Below are 15,426 nucleotides of genomic sequence, written 5' to 3'. Positions count from 1 at the left end.
TCGTCTCGCGTGATGACCGGCCGGTGGCCGCGTCACGGGATCAGGTCAGGGGCGTGGCCGCCTGGACGAACTCGTTGGTGAACGTCTTGCTCAGGTCGATCGACTTGCCCTGGACCTTGGGGTTGAACTCGCCGAGCACGGCGAGGCAGGTCTGCGGGCCGTCGGCCGGCATGATCCCGGTCGGGTTGAAGATCCCCTTCTCGCTGTTGAGTGCCGCGACGTAGGCGTCCTTGCCGACGCCCTTGTAGTAGTCGGCGGGCATCTTGTCGGCGATCTCTGCGCCGCTGTGCGACTGGATCCACGTGAGCGTCGCGACGTACGCGTTGACAAGCTTCTGCACGGTCGGCTTGTTGGCGTCGACCCACTCGGTGGGCATGTAGAGCGAGGTCGCGGGGTAGGTGCCGCCGAGCGCGGCCTTGGAGCCCGCGGCGGTGCGCATGTCGAGCAGGATGAACGCGGTGCCGTCGGACAGGGCCTTGGACACGGTCGGCTCGGTCGTCATGCCGCAGGCGATGGCCTTCTGCTTCATCGCGGCGATGAAGGTCTGTCCGGCGCCGACGCCGCGGCGGGTCTCCTGGGTCGGGTCGACGCCGTTCTTCTTGCTGAGGTACTGGGTGAGGAAGTCCGTGGACGAGCCGGTGTCGGTGATGCCGAGTGCCTGGCCCTTGAAGTCGGCCGGGCTCTTGATCGTGCCCTTGAGGTCGCTGCGGCAGAGCTCGACCTCGCCGGGGATCTGCAGCATCGAGACGACGGCCTCGGACGACTTGCCCTGCGCCTGGAGCGCGATGTTGTGGTCGTAGAAGCCGCCGACGCCCTGGACCTGACCGGCGAGCATGTTCTGCGTGGCGTCGCCGCCGGCCGGCTCGTCGACGAGGTTGACGTTGACGCCGGCCTTGTCGTAGTACCCGAGCTGCTTGGCGAGCATGAACGGCAGGTAGATCTGCTTGCTCATGCCGCCGACCATGATGGTCACGGTGGGCGCGGAGGCGCCGGCTCCACCGGCGGACGTGGTCGCGCCGGAGGCGTTGTTCGCGCAGGCAGCCATCGTGGACGCGGCGACCAGGGCGGCGCCGATAGCGCCGATTCGCTTGGTGTTCAAGGGAACTCTCCTTTGAGTGGTGGTGCTGTGGTTCGGTGACTGTGGTTGGGGAGCCGTGCTGGCTCGGAGGGCGTATGCCGTCCGGTTACTCGTGCAGGCCTCCTTCGTGGGTGATCGGTGGCCGCCACCGGAGCAGCCGCCGCTCGAGGATGCTGATGAGCGCTTCGGCCGTCAGGGCGATGAGCGCGACCAGGACCATCCCGGCGAGGACGCCGTTCATGTCGAAGTTGTTCTGCGACGAGCGGATGAGCAGGCCGAGGCCCGCGTTCGCGCCGAGGATCTCCCCGACGAGGGCGCCGATGAGGGCGAAGCCGAAGCTGATGTGCAGGCTCGCGAGGATCCACGTGAACGCCGAGGGCAGCACCACGTCGCGGGTGACCTGCCAGCGGGAGGCGCCAAGGAGCCGCGCGTTCGCGACGAGGTTGCGGTCGACCTCGCGGCTGCCCTGGAAGGCGTTGAAGAAGACGCCGAAGAAGACGAGGACGACGGCGAGGATGACCTTGGACTGGATCCCGAAGCCGAACGCGACGGTGAAGATCGAGCCGAGGATGATGCGCGGGATCGAGTTGGCCGCCTTGAGGAACGGCGCGAAGATCTCCGAGAGGATCCGGATCCGGCCGAGGGCGATGCCGAGGACGATGCCGAGGACGGCACCGATGACGAACCCGAGCACGGCCTCCTCGAGGGTGACCATGATCTGGGCGCCGAGCGAGCCCTGCGGAGTGCCGACGGTCACCCAGCTGACGATGGTGTCCCAGACGCCGGTGGGGTCACCCCAGAAGAACTGGTCGACGATCTTGGCGTTGACGCACAGCTGCCAGGCGATGACGAGCACGACGACGATGGCCAGGCGCACGCCGGCGAGCCGGAGCCGCCGGGCGCGACGGGCTGCCTTCGGGTCGCGCGGGCCGGGATCGCTGGACTGAGGTGCCGCTGCCGGATGCCGCTCGCTCGGGCTCGTCGCGCCGGTGCCCGGGTCCTGGTGTGTGGCCGCGCGGGTGGTGGCGGTGCCGGGGGTGGACATGTCGATCATGAGGCCACCTCCTCCACGCGGGTCGTGCGGGCGTGGGCCTCGGCGACCTCGGCACGCAGCGCGGACCAGATCTGCTCGTAGATCTCGGTGAAGCGGCGCTCGAACCGGATCTCCTGGACCATCCGTGGGCGCGGCAGGTCGATCTCGAACTCCGCCTTCACCGTGCCGGGGCCCGCGGTGATGACCACGACCTTGTCCGCGAGGGCGATGGCCTCCTCGAGGTCGTGCGTCACGAACATGACGGCCGGCCGGGTCTGGTCCCAGAGCTGGAGCAGCTCGGTCGACATGATCGCCCTCGTCTGCACGTCGAGTGCGCTGAACGGCTCGTCCATGAGCAGGATCCGGGGCTGGTTGATCAGGGTCTGCGCGAGCGCGACCCGCTTGCGCATCCCTCCGGAGAGCTGGTGCGGGTAGCGGTCCTCGAAGCCGCTGAGGCCCACCCGGCGCAGCCAGTCCCGAGCGAGGCCCGCGGCCTCCGCGCGCTTCTGCCCGCGGTAGATGGGGCCTGCGGCGACGTTGTCGAGGACGTTGCGCCACGGGAACACCGCATCCTGCTGGAAGACGAAGCCAGTGCCGGTGTCGATGCCGCGCACGGGCTGGCCGTGCACCAGGGCCTCGCCCCTGGTCGGCCGCTCGAGGCCGGACACCAGCGTGAGCGTGGTGGACTTGCCGCAGCCGGTCGGGCCGACGACGGCGCAGAACTGGCCCTCCTCGACAGTCAGGCTGAGGTCCTTGATCGCGGTGTAGGTGCCGCCCCCGGACGTGGGGAAGGTCTTGGTGACGTGTCGTAGCTCGATGGCCGCCATGGCTCGAACCCCTTTCTCCTCGTTGAGTTGCGTCACGGTAGGAGCGGGGGCGGGCGCTGCTGAAGCCTTGTGAGCATTGGGCGTGATAGCCGCGTTACCGGTGGTTTTGTGCGTTCTGCTCAGTCATGCTTGAGCCGAGTTCCGCACTGGTGAGGAGTTGCATGCCGAGGTTTGGCAGGACGCTGGCGTCCCGGATCCTCGTCGCCGTGCTCGGCATCGTCGTGGTGACGATGGCCGTCGGCTTCGGCTTCTACACGCGGCTGACCGGACAGGCGGCCGACCAGCATGCGATCGACCAGGCGACCAATGTCGCGGTCACCCTCGGCCGGATGCCCGAGGTGGCCGCGGCCGTGCAGGCCGGCGACCCGACCCACCTGCTGCCACGCCTCGGCGAGCAGGTCCGGGACGCGACCAAGGCGTCGTACGTCGTCATCATCGACCGCACCGGCACGCGCTACTCGCACCCCAACGCGGCCCTCATCGGCGAGCGCATCGAGGAGCCGGTCGTGGCGCTCGACGGCCAGGTGCACACCGGCATCGACGAGGGCAGCCTCGGGCGGTCCGCGAACTCCCGTGCCCCGATCGTCGACCCGAACGGACGGCCAGTGGGGGAGGTGTCGGTCGGGATCCTCGAGTCGGAGGTCGGTCTGCGCGTCTCCGCCGAGGTCGCCGACATCGCGCTCTACAGCCTCATCGCGCTAGGACTCGGCGTGCTCGCCGCGGTCCTGCTCGCCCGGGCCATCAAGCGGGTCACCTTCGGCGTGGAGCCGTCCGAGATCGTCGCCCTGATGCAGGAGCGCGAGGCGATGCTGCACGGGATCCGTGAGGGCGTGCTCGCGGTCGACGGCGCCGCGGCCATCAAGGTGCTCAACGACGAGGCGCGGCGGCTGCTCGCCCTCGAGTCGGCCCGGCTCGGCCAGCACGTGGAGGACGTCATGCCCGACGGCCGGCTGCGCCGGATCGTCACCGGTGAGGTCGAGGGCAGCGACCTCGTCGCCGTCACCGACCAGCACCTGCTCGTGCTCAACCGGATGCCCGTCATCGTCGGCGGCCGCAACGCCGGATGGGTCGTCACCATCCGTGACCGCACCGAGCTCGAGGCGCTGCTGCGCCAGCTCGACTCGGTCGAGGGCCTGACCACGGCGCTCCGGGCCCAAGAGCACGAGTTCTCCAACCGGCTGCACGTGCTCTCGGTCCTGCTCGAGATCGGCGAGGTCGACGAGGCCGCCCGCTACAGCCAGCAGCTCTGGCAGGAGACCTCCCTGGCCAGCGAGGAGATCCGGTCGCGGGTCGGGGCACCGGTCGTCGCAGCGCTGCTGCTCGCCAAGTCCACGGTCGCGGCCGAGAGGGACGTCGTCCTGCAGCTCGACCCGTCCAGCAGGCTCGCGGCGGGCGACGTCCAGGACCTGCCGCTCGTCACCGTGCTCGGCAACCTCATCGACAATGCCGTCGACGCGGTCGCCGACGACCCGCGCGCCGCGGGAAAGCACCCCCGCGGGACGGTCACGGTGGCGCTCAACCGGCGACACGGCATACTCAGCCTCTCGGTCGCCGACACCGGGCCGGGCATCCCGGCGGACCGCATCGACGACGTCTTCGTCGACGGCTACTCGACCAAGGGTCCCCGTGGCGCGATGCGCCGCGGCGTCGGCCTCGCGCTCGTGCACCGGCTGGTCACCCGGTCCGGTGGCACGATCACCGCGTCGTCGCCGGACGGGGCCCGCTTCGAGGTCAGCCTGCCGATCCGGGTCGGCGAACGGGTAGGTGAGATGTCATGATCCGGGTCCTCGTCGTCGACGACGACTACCACGTGGCCCGCGCGCACGCGCTGAGCATCGCCCGCGTCGACGGCTTCACCGCAGTCGGGGAGGCGCACACCGGCGAGGAGGCGCAGCGCCTCGTCGGGGAGCTCGAGCCCGACCTCGTGCTGCTCGACATGTACCTGCCCGACTTCAGCGGCCTCGACCTCGTCCGCCGCCTCGCGGCCAACGGGGACCGGGTGCCCGACTTCCTGCTCGTCACCGCCGCACGCGACCTGGAGTCGGTGCGCGCAGCGATGCAGCTGGGGGCGTTCTACTACCTCGTCAAGCCGTTCACCTTCGCCGCGCTGCGCGAGCAGCTGGAGGCCTACCGGGCCTGGACCGAGCGGCTGCGCAAGGCACCGAGCAGCGAGGGCGATGTCGACCAGGACGCCGTCGACGCCCTCTACAGCCTCCGGGGGACGCCCTCGAGGCGAGCCACGGCCGTGCGCAACCTACAGCCGACGATGGCACGCGTCCTGGAGATCGTCAGCACGGCGCCCGAGCCGGTCGGCGCGGCTGAGGTCGCCGAGATCCTCGGCGCCAGCCGGCCGACGGCTCAGCGGTACCTCGCCACGCTCGTCAAGAAGCAGCTGCTCGACCTCGACCTCAGCTACGGCACGACCGGACGCCCCGAGCATCGCTACCTGCCGCGACGCCGCTGACCCGCTCCGCCCACGCCGCACGAGGCGTGCGGGCGTCCGGGCGGACGCTCGATAGGATCGGCCGGTGACCGAGATCGAGATTGGCCGTGGCAAGCGCGGTCGGCGCGCCTACTCCTTCGACGACATCGCGGTCGTGCCCTCGCGGCGGACCCGCGACCCGGAGGAGGTCTCGGTCTCGTGGCAGATCGACGCCTACCACTTCGACATCCCCGTCATGGCGGCGCCGATGGACTCCGTCGTCTCGCCGGACAGTGCCATCGCGCTGGGCAAGCTCGGCATGCTGCCGGTGCTGGACCTCGAAGGCCTCTGGACGCGCTACGAGGACCCGGCGCCGCAGCTGCGCGAGATCGCCGCGATCGAGCCCGGCGCGGTGACGGGCCGGATGCAGGAGATCTACGCCGAGCCGATCAAACCCGAGCTGATCACCGAGCGCCTGCGCCAGCTGCGCGACGCCGGCGTAACTGTCGCCGGGGCCCTCTCCCCGCAGCGCACCCAGCAGCACTGGAAGACCGTCGTCGACGCCGGTGTCGACCTGTTCGTGATCAGGGGCACCACCGTCTCGGCCGAGCACGTCTCCGGCCGGGCCGAGCCGCTCAACCTCAAGCGGTTCATCTACGAGCTAGACGTCCCCGTCATCGTCGGCGGCGCCGCGTCGTACACGGCTGCCCTCCACCTCATGCGGACGGGTGCGGCCGGCGTGCTCGTCGGGTTCGGCGGCGGCGCAGCCCACACGACCCGCACCGCCCTCGGCATCCACGCACCCATGGCCTCGGCCGTCGCGGATGTCGCCGCAGCCCGCCGCGACTACCTCGACGAGTCGGGCGGCCGCTACGTGCACGTCATCGCCGACGGCGGCGTCGGCACGTCCGGCGACATCGTCAAGGCCGTGGCCTGCGGGGCCGACGCAGTCATGCTCGGCGCTGCCCTGGCCCGCGCCACCGACGCCCCCGGTGGCGGCTTCCACTGGGGCCCCGAGGCACACCACCCGGAGCTGCCCCGCGGCGAGCGCATCGAGCTCGGCGGCCAGGCGTCGCTGGAGGAGATCCTCTTCGGCCCCGGCCGGCGCGCGGACGGCACGACGAACATCATCGGCGCCCTCCGGCGGGCGATGGCCACGACGGGGTACTCCGACGTCAAGGAGTTCCAGCGCGTCGAGGTCGTCGTATCGCCCTACCTCGGCGCCTGACGCCACCGGGTCGAGCGCCGGTCGAGTGAGCGCTGCGTCCCAGGCGAGGCAAGGCAGTCCGGGACAGCGCAGGACGGTCACCAACCACGCAACGGATAGGATGCAAGGCGTCGTTGCCCCCGCATACGGGGTGAATCGACACCAAGGCCGCGGCGAGCTCTCGCCGCGCAGCCCAGACGACACCAGATGCGGGCACCCGATGGTCCGCGCGGGAAGGCACCAGTGATGACGGAGACGACCCCCGAGAACCCGACCGTGAGCAAGCAGAAGCGGCCGCTCTTCTCGATCGTCTCGGCCGTCTACAACGTGTCGCGCTACCTGCCGGAGTTCATCGAGTCCCTCGAGGCGCAGACGTTCGACCTGTCGCGCATCCAGCTCATCGCCGTCGACGACGGCTCCACCGACGACTCGCGGGCCGTGCTCGAGGAGTGGGCGATGCGCGCGCGGCTCGAGGTCACCGTCCTCAGCCAGGCCAACGCCGGCCAGGCGGTCGCCCGCAACGTGGGTCTTGAGCAGGCGACCGGTGAGTGGGTCACCTTCATCGACCCCGACGACACTGTCAACGCCGCGTTCTTCTCGTCCATGGCCGCCTTCGCCAAGGAGAACCCCGAGGCCCAGCTCCTGTCGGCCAACGTGGTGCTGCGCAACGAGAGCACCGGTGAGAAGGCGAAGCACCCGCGCTGGCGGATGTACACCACCGACCAGCTCGTCGACCTCGACGCGACCACCGCCTACATCCCGGGCAGCTCCACGACGAGCCTCATGCGGCGTGACGTCATCGGCGACATGCGGTTCAATGCCGGCCTGCGGCCCAACTTCGAGGACGGCGACTTCGCGGTCCGCTACCTGCTGCGCGCCCCCAGCCGCCAGGCCGGCTTCATCGCCTCGGCGAAGTACTTCTACCGCAAGCGCGCCGACCAGTCCTCGACCCTGCAGACCGGCATCTCGGCGACGGGCCGCTACTCGACCGTCCCGCGTGAGGGGTACCTCGCGCTGCTCGACGCCTCGGCCGCACAGTTCGGCTCGGTGCCGATGTGGGTCCAGCACGTCGTGCTCTACGAGCTGTCGTGGTACTTCTCGGCAGAAGACGCGATGGCCAGCTCGGCCGCGGCCATCGAGGGCGACCTCGCGGAGTCCTTCCGGGCGACGCTGCGCCAGATCGTCGACCGCCTCGACCCCGACGTCATCGACGCCTTCGCGATCCGCAAGCTCCAGCCGCACTGGCGCGACATCATGCTGCACGGCCTGCGCGACGAGTCCTGGCACACTCCCTACGTCGTCACCGACAGCTACGACGCCGTCAAGCGCATGGTGCGTCTGCTCTACCGCTGGGTGGGCGAGCCGCCGACCGAGGCGGTGTACGCGCGGGGCGAGCGCGTCGAGCCGGCATACTCCAAGGTCCGCGCCATCGAGTTCTTCGGCACCACGCTGATGTGGGAGAAAGTTCTCTGGGTCGACGCGCGGTCCACGGTCGAGGTCCGCCTCGACGGCACCCGCGTCGAGCTCGAGCAGAGCTGGCAGCGGCAAGCAGTCCGGGCGCTGGGGGCCCGCGCGATCTCCAACCGGTTCCGGCCGCCGCGGATGCGGCGCCGCGAGGCGGTCAAGGCCCTGATCGTCGACCCGGTGCGGCTGATGGCCGCGCGCCCGCAGGTGCGCGCGGTCTTCAAGGACGCCTGGGTGCTCATGGACCGCATCCACGACGCCAACGACAGCGCCGAGATCCTGTTCCGCTGGCTGCGCACCAACCGGCCCGAGGTCAACGCGTGGTTCGTCATCGAGAAGGACACGCCCGACTGGAAGCGCCTCAAGGCCGACGGCTTCGGCTCGCGCGTGGTGGCCCACGGCTCACTGCGGTGGAAGCTGCTCATGATCAACGCGGCCCACCTCATCTCCTCGCACATCGACGCGCCGGTCCAGAAGCCGCCGGCGATCGTCAGGCACTTCCAGCCGCGCTGGAAGTTCACCTTCCTGCAGCACGGGGTCATCAAGGACGACCTCTCGCGCTGGCTCAACGCCAAGCAGATGGACCTGTTCGTCACCTCGACCCCGGGGGAGTACGACTCGATCGCGGCGGACGGGTCGCCCTACGTCTTCGGCACGAGGGAGGTCGTGCTCACCGGCCTGCCGCGCTTCGACCGGCTGCACGAGAAGGCCCAGCGGATCACCGGCGACGCCCGCGACCTGATCCTCGTCGCGCCGACCTGGCGCAACTGGCTCGTGCCGCCGCTCAAGCCGGGCAGCCAGCGGCGCGTCATCGACTCGCACTTCTTCGAGACCGAGTACGCCAAGTCGTGGACGGCGCTGCTCAACAGCCCAGAGCTGGCCGAGCTCGCCGCACGCACCGGACGCAAGATCGCGTTCCTGCCGCACCCGAACATCCAGCCCGTTCTGGCCAAGATGGACCTGCCTGAGTCGGTGCTGCGGCTGTCCTTCGACGGCGCCGACGTGCAGGACTACTTCGCCCGCTCCGCGGTGCTGGTCACCGACTACTCCTCGATGGCGTTCAACGCGGCCTACATGGACCGTCCCGTCGTGTACTTCCAGTTCGACGCGCAGCGGGTCGCCGCGGGTGGCCACGTCGGACGCGCCGGGTACTTCCGCTACGAGCGCGACGGCTTCGGGCCAGTTGTGGCCGGGGTCGAGCAGGCCATCGCCGCCATCACCGACATCGCCGACAACGGGTATGCCGCCCGGCCGGAGTTCCAGCAGCGGATCGACGAGACCTTCCCCCAACGGGACGGCCAGTGCTGCGCCCGGGTCGCCGCGGCGATCAAGCAGATCGGCAAGCCCGCCCCCAAGCTCGGGGCCTCGGTCCCGGGCCGCACCAAGGGCACCAAGACCGGAAAGGGCGCCCAGGGCGTTGGCGTGACCGCCACGGCGGACGGGACGGTGGGCGCAGCCCGGTCCGCTCAGGCCCCGGCCGCGTCCGGTGACTCGGCCGGGTCCAATGGCGCCGCGGCGTCCGGCGACTCCGCGGCCGGTGTCGAGACGTCTGCACCGGCGCCGGACGACGGGTCCACCGACTCGGGACGCGACAGCAGCACCACCGTCCCGTTCCGGGTGCGGTAGAGCTGCAGGCCGGTCGCCTCCGCGAGCGGCGGCAGGTCGAGCCCGACCGGGATCTCGACGGCCCGCGCCCGGCGCACCGGGAAGGGCAGCGGCACCCGCCCGGGGAAGACGGCCTTCACGTCGTAGACCTTCGAGCGCGGTGCGTCCTTCTCGAGCCTCGGCAGCGCGAGGGTGACCGCGAACCCCCCGTCGGGGTCGAGCCGGGTCGCGGCCGAGCCGACCACTGACCGGCTGTCATGGTCGACGAGGACGACCCGCATCCGGGCGCGGGCGCGCAGGCTCCCGTCGCCGTCGACGACCGTCCCGGCGAGCGTGAGGGAACGGGCATCGGCACTGATCTGACGGCATACGGTGGTCCGCAGGTGACGGCCACGTGCGTGCTCGTTGCGGACCAGCCTGGTGACGTCGTGGGCGACGGTCGCCGACGGCGCGGGCACGTAGGGCCACCACCAGCCGCCCTCGCGGTGGTCGAGCGGGCGTGCCACGTGCAGCCGGCGGTACGCGAAGAGGCAGGCGGCCACGGCGCTCTCGTCCGAGCCGGTCACGAGCTCCTGCACCGCGAGCCGGAACGGCTGGGCCAGCGCGGTCCGGCGCTGCTCGGGCTGCGCCTCGAGATAGTCGCGGGCGGCGGTGAGCCACTCGGTGCGGTAGGCGTCGTCGCGGCTGTCGATGTCCTTGCCGTACAGGGCGAGGTCGTGCTCGACGAACTTGCCCAGCTTCGCGCCGGCAAGGTCCGGCCGGCCGTCGAGGATGCGGTCGATCGCGCGGTTGGCGGTGAGCCGGTCGTGGAAGTTCGAGATCTCGTGACGTCGCGCCGTGATCGACTCGCCGCCGGCGACGTTGTAGACGTACCAGTGGTAGACGGTCTCGTCGAGCGTCGCGATCCGCGACGCCTGGGCCCAGAGCGCGACGGTGAACGGCTGGTCCTCGTAGAGGATCCGCTCGGGGAAGCGGATCGCGTGCTCGTCGAGGAAGTCGCGGCGCATCACCTTGGCGACCGCGATCGTGTCGTGCCAGAGGGGGGAACCAGGGTCGAGCGGCGTGACGGGACCACTGGTGTATGCCGTTGCCGCAAGAGGCGTGACCCGCTCGGTTCGCTCGTTGTACCGCGACACCGCACCCGCGGCGACGTCGGCGTGCTCGGCCTCGGCGACGTCGACCAGCCTCCGGAGCGTACCCGGGAGGTACTCGTCGTCGCTGTCGACGAAAGCGACCCAGCGACCGCGCGCCTCGTCGAGGCCCAGGTTGCGCGGGGCGCCCGGAGCGCCGTCGTTCTCCCCACGGTGCACCACCCGCACACGTGGGTCGGCGGCGGCGAGAGAGTCGGCGACCCGTCCGGTGTCATCGGTCGACCCGTCGTCGACGATGAGCACTTCGATGCCGCCGGTCGCGTCTCCCGCTGACACAGCCTCTGCCTGCCCTGCGGTGGCGGGAGACCACGCCGCGAGCGCCGAGGCCACAGCCCGGGGGAGACGCTCTGCGTCGTTGTAGACGTTCGAGATGACGGTCAGCGACGGAGTCGGGCTGCTCACGCAGAGCTCACTTCTGGTCGGGATGGCGACAGGCCGATCCTAGCCGCGGGTGCCGCGAGCCCACGCGACCGGGACTGCACACCCGCTGCGCCTGTGGTTACGAACCGGTTGCGAGCCGGTGGCTCTCCGGTGGCTAAATGGGAAATGACGGCCTCGTGCGTTAGGTTGTCCAGGTTGATTTTCGGGCATGGGTTATCACGTACGGAGTAGGTTTCTTGGCTGCACCCGACGCTATGGGTACGACGGTCGTCGGCGGAGTCACCGAAGTGACGGCCCCGCCGGCGCGACGCGAGCGACCCGTGGAGGCCGGTCCGCGCAAGGACATCCAGGCTCTTCGCGCGATCGCCGTGACGCTGGTCGTGATCTACCACTTCTGGCCCAACCGGCTCACCGGCGGCTACGTCGGTGTCGATGTCTTCTTCGTCATCTCCGGCTTCCTCATCACGCTGCACCTGCTCGAGCGCCCGATCAAGCGCACCGCCGACCTGTTCGCCTTCTGGGCCCGCCGGGTGCGGCGACTCATCCCCGCGGCGACGCTGGTCCTCGTCGTCACGCTCGTCGCGAGCATGATCTGGCTCCCGCAGACCGTGCATGCGCGGGTGGCCAAGGAGGTCATCGCCTCGGCGCTCTACGTCGAGAACTGGATGCTGGCGTGGACCTCGACCGACTACCTCGCGACCGACCAGCTGCACTCCCCGACGCAGCACTACTGGTCGCTGTCGGTCGAGGAGCAGTTCTACATCATGTGGCCGGTCCTGATCGGCCTGGCGTTCCTCGTGTGTCGCCGGCTGTCGCGCTCGTTCCGCTACGCGCCGCTGTTCGTCATCGGAGCGGTCAGCCTCCTGTCGCTGGCCTGGTCCGCCTGGTTCACCAACGACGACGCGGCGCAGGCCTACTTCGTGACGACGACGCGCATCTGGGAGCTCGGCGTGGGCGCGGGGCTGGCCGCGGCGGTGCACGCCGGCCTCCGCTTCCGGTCGACGCTGCTTCGGGCCCTGCTGGTCTGGGGCGGTCTCGCGGCGATGATCTGGGCCGCGTGGAGCTACACCGGGGGGACGCCGTTCCCCGGCCTGGCCGCGATCCTGCCCACCGTCGGCGCGGCCATGGTCATCGCGGCCCGCTCGGACGACCTCGCCCCCAGCCCCCGTCATCTGTGGTCGGGCCGGCCGGTCCAATGGCTCGGGGACGTCTCCTACTCGGTGTACCTGTGGCACTGGCCCGCGATCGTCATCGCGCCCTTCGTCCTCGGCGACGACAACGTGAAGTGGTGGCAGAAGCTCGTCATCATCGCGATCGTGCTCGCGCTCTCGGGCCTGTCCAAGCGCTGGGTCGAGGACCTCATGCGCTTCACGCCGGCGATCGCACGAAGCACCAAGCGGTCCTTCATGCTGCTCGCCGCGTGCCTCGCGATCTCGCTGACGACCGCCGGTTTCGCACTGTGGCAGTCCGACCGGGCCGCGTCCGAGGCGGAGTCGGTGCGGGTGAACCCGGCCGCCCAGTGCGTCGGGGTCGACGCATTCCGTGACCCGGCGTGCACCGGCCGGACGATGGCGATGCTGACGAACCCGATCCAGGCGGCCGACGACAAGCCCGACGTGTACGCCGACGACTGCTGGAACAACCGGCCCTTCACCAGGCACAAGGTCTGCTCGTACGGCCCGAAGAACGCGACTGTCAAGATCGCCCTCTACGGCAACTCGCACGCCGGCCAGTGGGAGCCGCCGATCGTCAAGACCGCCAAGGAGCGCGGCTGGCGGGTCGACACGTACCTCGCGTCGGAGTGCTACTCGGTCGACGTCCCTGTCCAGTTCGGGACAAAGACGCTCGAGGACAACTGCGTGGCCTGGAACGCCTGGGCGCGCGGCCGGATCGCCGACGGAGGCTATGACCTCGTGGTCATGTCGGACCGCACCCTGCAGCCGCTCGCGGGTGTCCCGGCCGCGCAGAAGACGGCCGTCGCGAAGGCGTCCTACAACCGCGTCATGGACACGTTCATCGAGGCGGGCGCTCGGGTCCTCGTCATCCGTGACACCCCGGGAGCGACGGGCAGCGTGCCCGACTGTGTGGCCCGCTACTCGAACGACGTGGCCAAGTGCGCGACCAAGGAGGCGCCTCAGCCGACCAGCGGGCTCGAGCCCGACCCGCTCGCCGATGCCGCCGCCGACCGAGTAGGCAAGGACGTCACCCGGCTCGAGGTGACCGACCTGCTCTGCCGTGACGGGTCCTGCCCGGCAGTGCTCGGAGGCCTCATCACCTACTTCGACCACGGCCACATGACCAAGACGTTCTCGCTGACTCTCTACCCCGAGGTCTCGCGCGCGCTGCGCACCGCGCTCTCCGGCGTGCCCGGGGCCTGAGCGCGCACCGCAGGCGCCGACCCCGGTCGAGGTATTGCGATCGAGGTGATAGGTCGCCCGATGCCCCGACCTATCACCTCCATTCGATTACCTCGAACCGGGAGCGGGTCGTGTCTCGCGGGGGAGGGGCCACCTAGGCTGGCCGCCATGGGGTACGACCACGACGTCGTCGTCATCGGGTCCGGCTTCGGCGGCTCGGTGTCGGCGCTGCGGCTGGCCGAGAAGGGCTACCGCGTGCATGTCTACGAGGCGGGCCGCCGATTCGAGGACGCCGACTTCGCCCGCACGAGCTGGGACGTGAAGCGCTACCTGTGGGCGCCGCAGCTCGGCTGCTTCGGGGTGCAGCGCATCCACCGGCTGCCACACTGTCTCGTCCTCGCGGGCGCCGGTGTCGGTGGCGGCTCCCTCAACTACGCCAACACCCTCTACGTGCCGCCGCCGCCCTTCTTCCGTGACCGCCAATGGGCCGACATCACGGACTGGCAGTCCGAGCTCGCGCCACACTACGCGACCGCCCAGCGGATGCTCGGGGTCGTGACGAACCCGTGCGAAGGCCCGGTAGAGCAGCTCATGCGCGACACGGCATACGACCTCGGCGTCGGCACGACGTTCGCCAAGACACCGGTCGGCGTCTTCTTCGGCGAGCCCGGCGTGCGCGTGGCGGACCCGTACTTCGGTGGCGCCGGGCCGGAACGCACCGGGTGCACCGAGTGCGGCAACTGCATGGTCGGCTGTCGGGTCGGGGCGAAGAACACCCTCGTCAAGAACTACCTGGCGCTCGCCGAACGACTCGGCGTCACGGTCGAGCCGCTGCGGACCGTGACGTCCGTGCGTCCCCTCGACCCGGCCGTGCCGGAGCAGGGGTATGCCGTCACGACCGTCCGCAGCGGCGCTTGGGGGCGGCGCCGGGCGCAGTCGCGCACCGTCACCGCGGGCCAGGTCATCGTCGCCGCGGGCGCCTGGGGCACCGCTGCGCTGCTCCAGGCGATGAAGGCGACCGCCGAGCCCGACGGGCTCCCGCGCCTGTCCGACCGGCTCGGGGAGCTGACCCGGACCAACTCCGAGGCGCTCGGCGGAGCCATGACCGCTCGCACCCCCGGCGACGTCGACCTCACCCGCGGGGTGGCGATCACGTCGAGCTTCCATGTCGATGATGCGACCCATGTCGAGAACGTCCGCTACGGCAAGGGTTCGAACCTCATGGGAGCGCTCGCGGTGATGCAGGTCGACGGCGGCGGACGGGTGCCCCGGTGGGCGAGGTTCCTCGGTGGGGCGGTGCGGCATCCGGCGGTGTTCGCCCGGTCGCTGTCGACCCGGCGCTGGAGCGAGCGCACGGTCATCGCCCTCGTCATGCAGAGCAGTGACAACTCGATCACCGTGCGACGCAAGCGCGGAGTGTTCGGGTGGCACCTGACCTCCTCCCAGGGCCACGGCGACCCCAACCCGACCTACATCCCGCAGGGCAACGCGGCGGTCCGTGCGATCGCCGCGCGGCTCGAGCGCGCGACCGGCGAACAGGCCTGGGCGGGGTCGTCGATCGGGGAGATCCTCGACATCCCGATGACGGCGCACTTCCTTGGTGGCGCGGTCATCTCAGACTCACCCGACACCGGGGTCATCGACCCCTACCACCGGGTCTGGGGCTATCCCGGCCTGCACGTCGTGGACGGGGCAGCGGTCTCGGCGAACCTCGGTGTGAACCCGAGCCTGACCATCACAGCGCAGGCCGAACGGGCGATGTCGCTGTGGCCGCGCAGCGGCGAGCCGGACCAGCGCCCGGCCCAGGGCGAGCCCTACCGGAGGATGACCGGATCGCTGCCGGTCGTCGGGGCGAGCCCGCTCGGGTGAGCCCGCAGGGGTGGGGCCGTCTCCCCTCACAA

The 15,426-nt window shown here is 70.5% G+C and carries 9 protein-coding genes and 1 pseudogene; 6 read left to right on the top strand and 4 right to left on the bottom strand.

Annotated elements, in window-relative coordinates:
* Window positions 1-40: 40 nt before the first annotated feature.
* The 3 genes from ACYVLP_RS17055 to ACYVLP_RS17045 all read right to left on the bottom strand — a co-directional run bounded on the left by ACYVLP_RS17055 (window position 41) and on the right by ACYVLP_RS17045 (window position 2,974).
* Complete coding sequence (locus ACYVLP_RS17055) at window positions 41-1,099, bottom strand: ABC transporter substrate-binding protein (protein WP_460628533.1); 1,059 nt, start codon at window positions 1,097-1,099, stop codon at window positions 41-43.
* A gap of 85 nt (window positions 1,100-1,184) precedes the next feature.
* Window positions 1,185-2,132: an ABC transporter permease gene (locus ACYVLP_RS17050; protein ID WP_460628532.1), complete on the bottom strand. Its 948-nt coding sequence runs from the start codon at window positions 2,130-2,132 to the stop codon at window positions 1,185-1,187.
* Window positions 2,129-2,974: an ABC transporter ATP-binding protein gene (locus ACYVLP_RS17045; protein WP_460628531.1), complete on the bottom strand. Its 846-nt coding sequence runs from the start codon at window positions 2,972-2,974 to the stop codon at window positions 2,129-2,131. Before ACYVLP_RS17045 ends, ACYVLP_RS17050 begins: the two co-directional genes overlap by 4 nt.
* A gap of 125 nt (window positions 2,975-3,099) precedes the next feature.
* Here ACYVLP_RS17045 and ACYVLP_RS17040 point away from each other — a divergent pair, with 125 nt between their 5' ends.
* From ACYVLP_RS17040 to ACYVLP_RS17025, 4 genes and pseudogenes are all read left to right on the top strand, one after another.
* Complete coding sequence (locus ACYVLP_RS17040; protein ID WP_460628530.1) at window positions 3,100-4,716, top strand: ATP-binding protein; 1,617 nt, start codon at window positions 3,100-3,102, stop codon at window positions 4,714-4,716.
* Window positions 4,713-5,402: a response regulator gene (locus tag ACYVLP_RS17035; RefSeq protein ID WP_460628529.1), complete on the top strand. Its 690-nt coding sequence runs from the start codon at window positions 4,713-4,715 to the stop codon at window positions 5,400-5,402. Before ACYVLP_RS17040 ends, ACYVLP_RS17035 begins: the two co-directional genes overlap by 4 nt.
* A 64-nt stretch (window positions 5,403-5,466) precedes the next feature.
* A complete protein-coding gene (locus ACYVLP_RS17030) occupies window positions 5,467-6,588 on the top strand; it encodes a GuaB3 family IMP dehydrogenase-related protein (RefSeq protein ID WP_452271678.1) in 1,122 nt (373 codons plus the stop codon).
* Window positions 6,589-6,774: 186 nt separating this feature from the next.
* A pseudogene (locus tag ACYVLP_RS17025) lies at window positions 6,775-9,348 on the top strand (bifunctional glycosyltransferase/CDP-glycerol:glycerophosphate glycerophosphotransferase); the annotation flags it as partial.
* Between the two features lie 149 nt (window positions 9,349-9,497).
* On the opposite strand, the gene ACYVLP_RS17020 reads toward ACYVLP_RS17025, so the two are convergent.
* Window positions 9,498-11,189: a glycosyltransferase family 2 protein gene (locus ACYVLP_RS17020; RefSeq protein ID WP_460628528.1), complete on the bottom strand. Its 1,692-nt coding sequence runs from the start codon at window positions 11,187-11,189 to the stop codon at window positions 9,498-9,500.
* Between the two features lie 215 nt (window positions 11,190-11,404).
* Here ACYVLP_RS17020 and ACYVLP_RS17015 point away from each other — a divergent pair, with 215 nt between their 5' ends.
* Together ACYVLP_RS17015 and ACYVLP_RS17010 are read left to right on the top strand one after the other, a co-directional pair.
* Window positions 11,405-13,546 carry an acyltransferase family protein gene (locus tag ACYVLP_RS17015; protein ID WP_460628527.1) on the top strand — a complete coding sequence of 714 codons (2,142 nt, stop codon included), beginning with the start codon at window positions 11,405-11,407 and terminating at the stop codon, window positions 13,544-13,546.
* A gap of 147 nt (window positions 13,547-13,693) precedes the next feature.
* Complete coding sequence (locus tag ACYVLP_RS17010) at window positions 13,694-15,394, top strand: GMC oxidoreductase (RefSeq protein ID WP_460628526.1); 1,701 nt, start codon at window positions 13,694-13,696, stop codon at window positions 15,392-15,394.
* Window positions 15,395-15,426: the final 32 nt, after the last annotated feature.

The organism is Intrasporangium mesophilum, assembly GCF_054783095.1.
The sequence above is the reverse complement of the archived record's forward strand: the minus strand, read 5'-3'. Positions and strand labels throughout refer to the sequence as shown.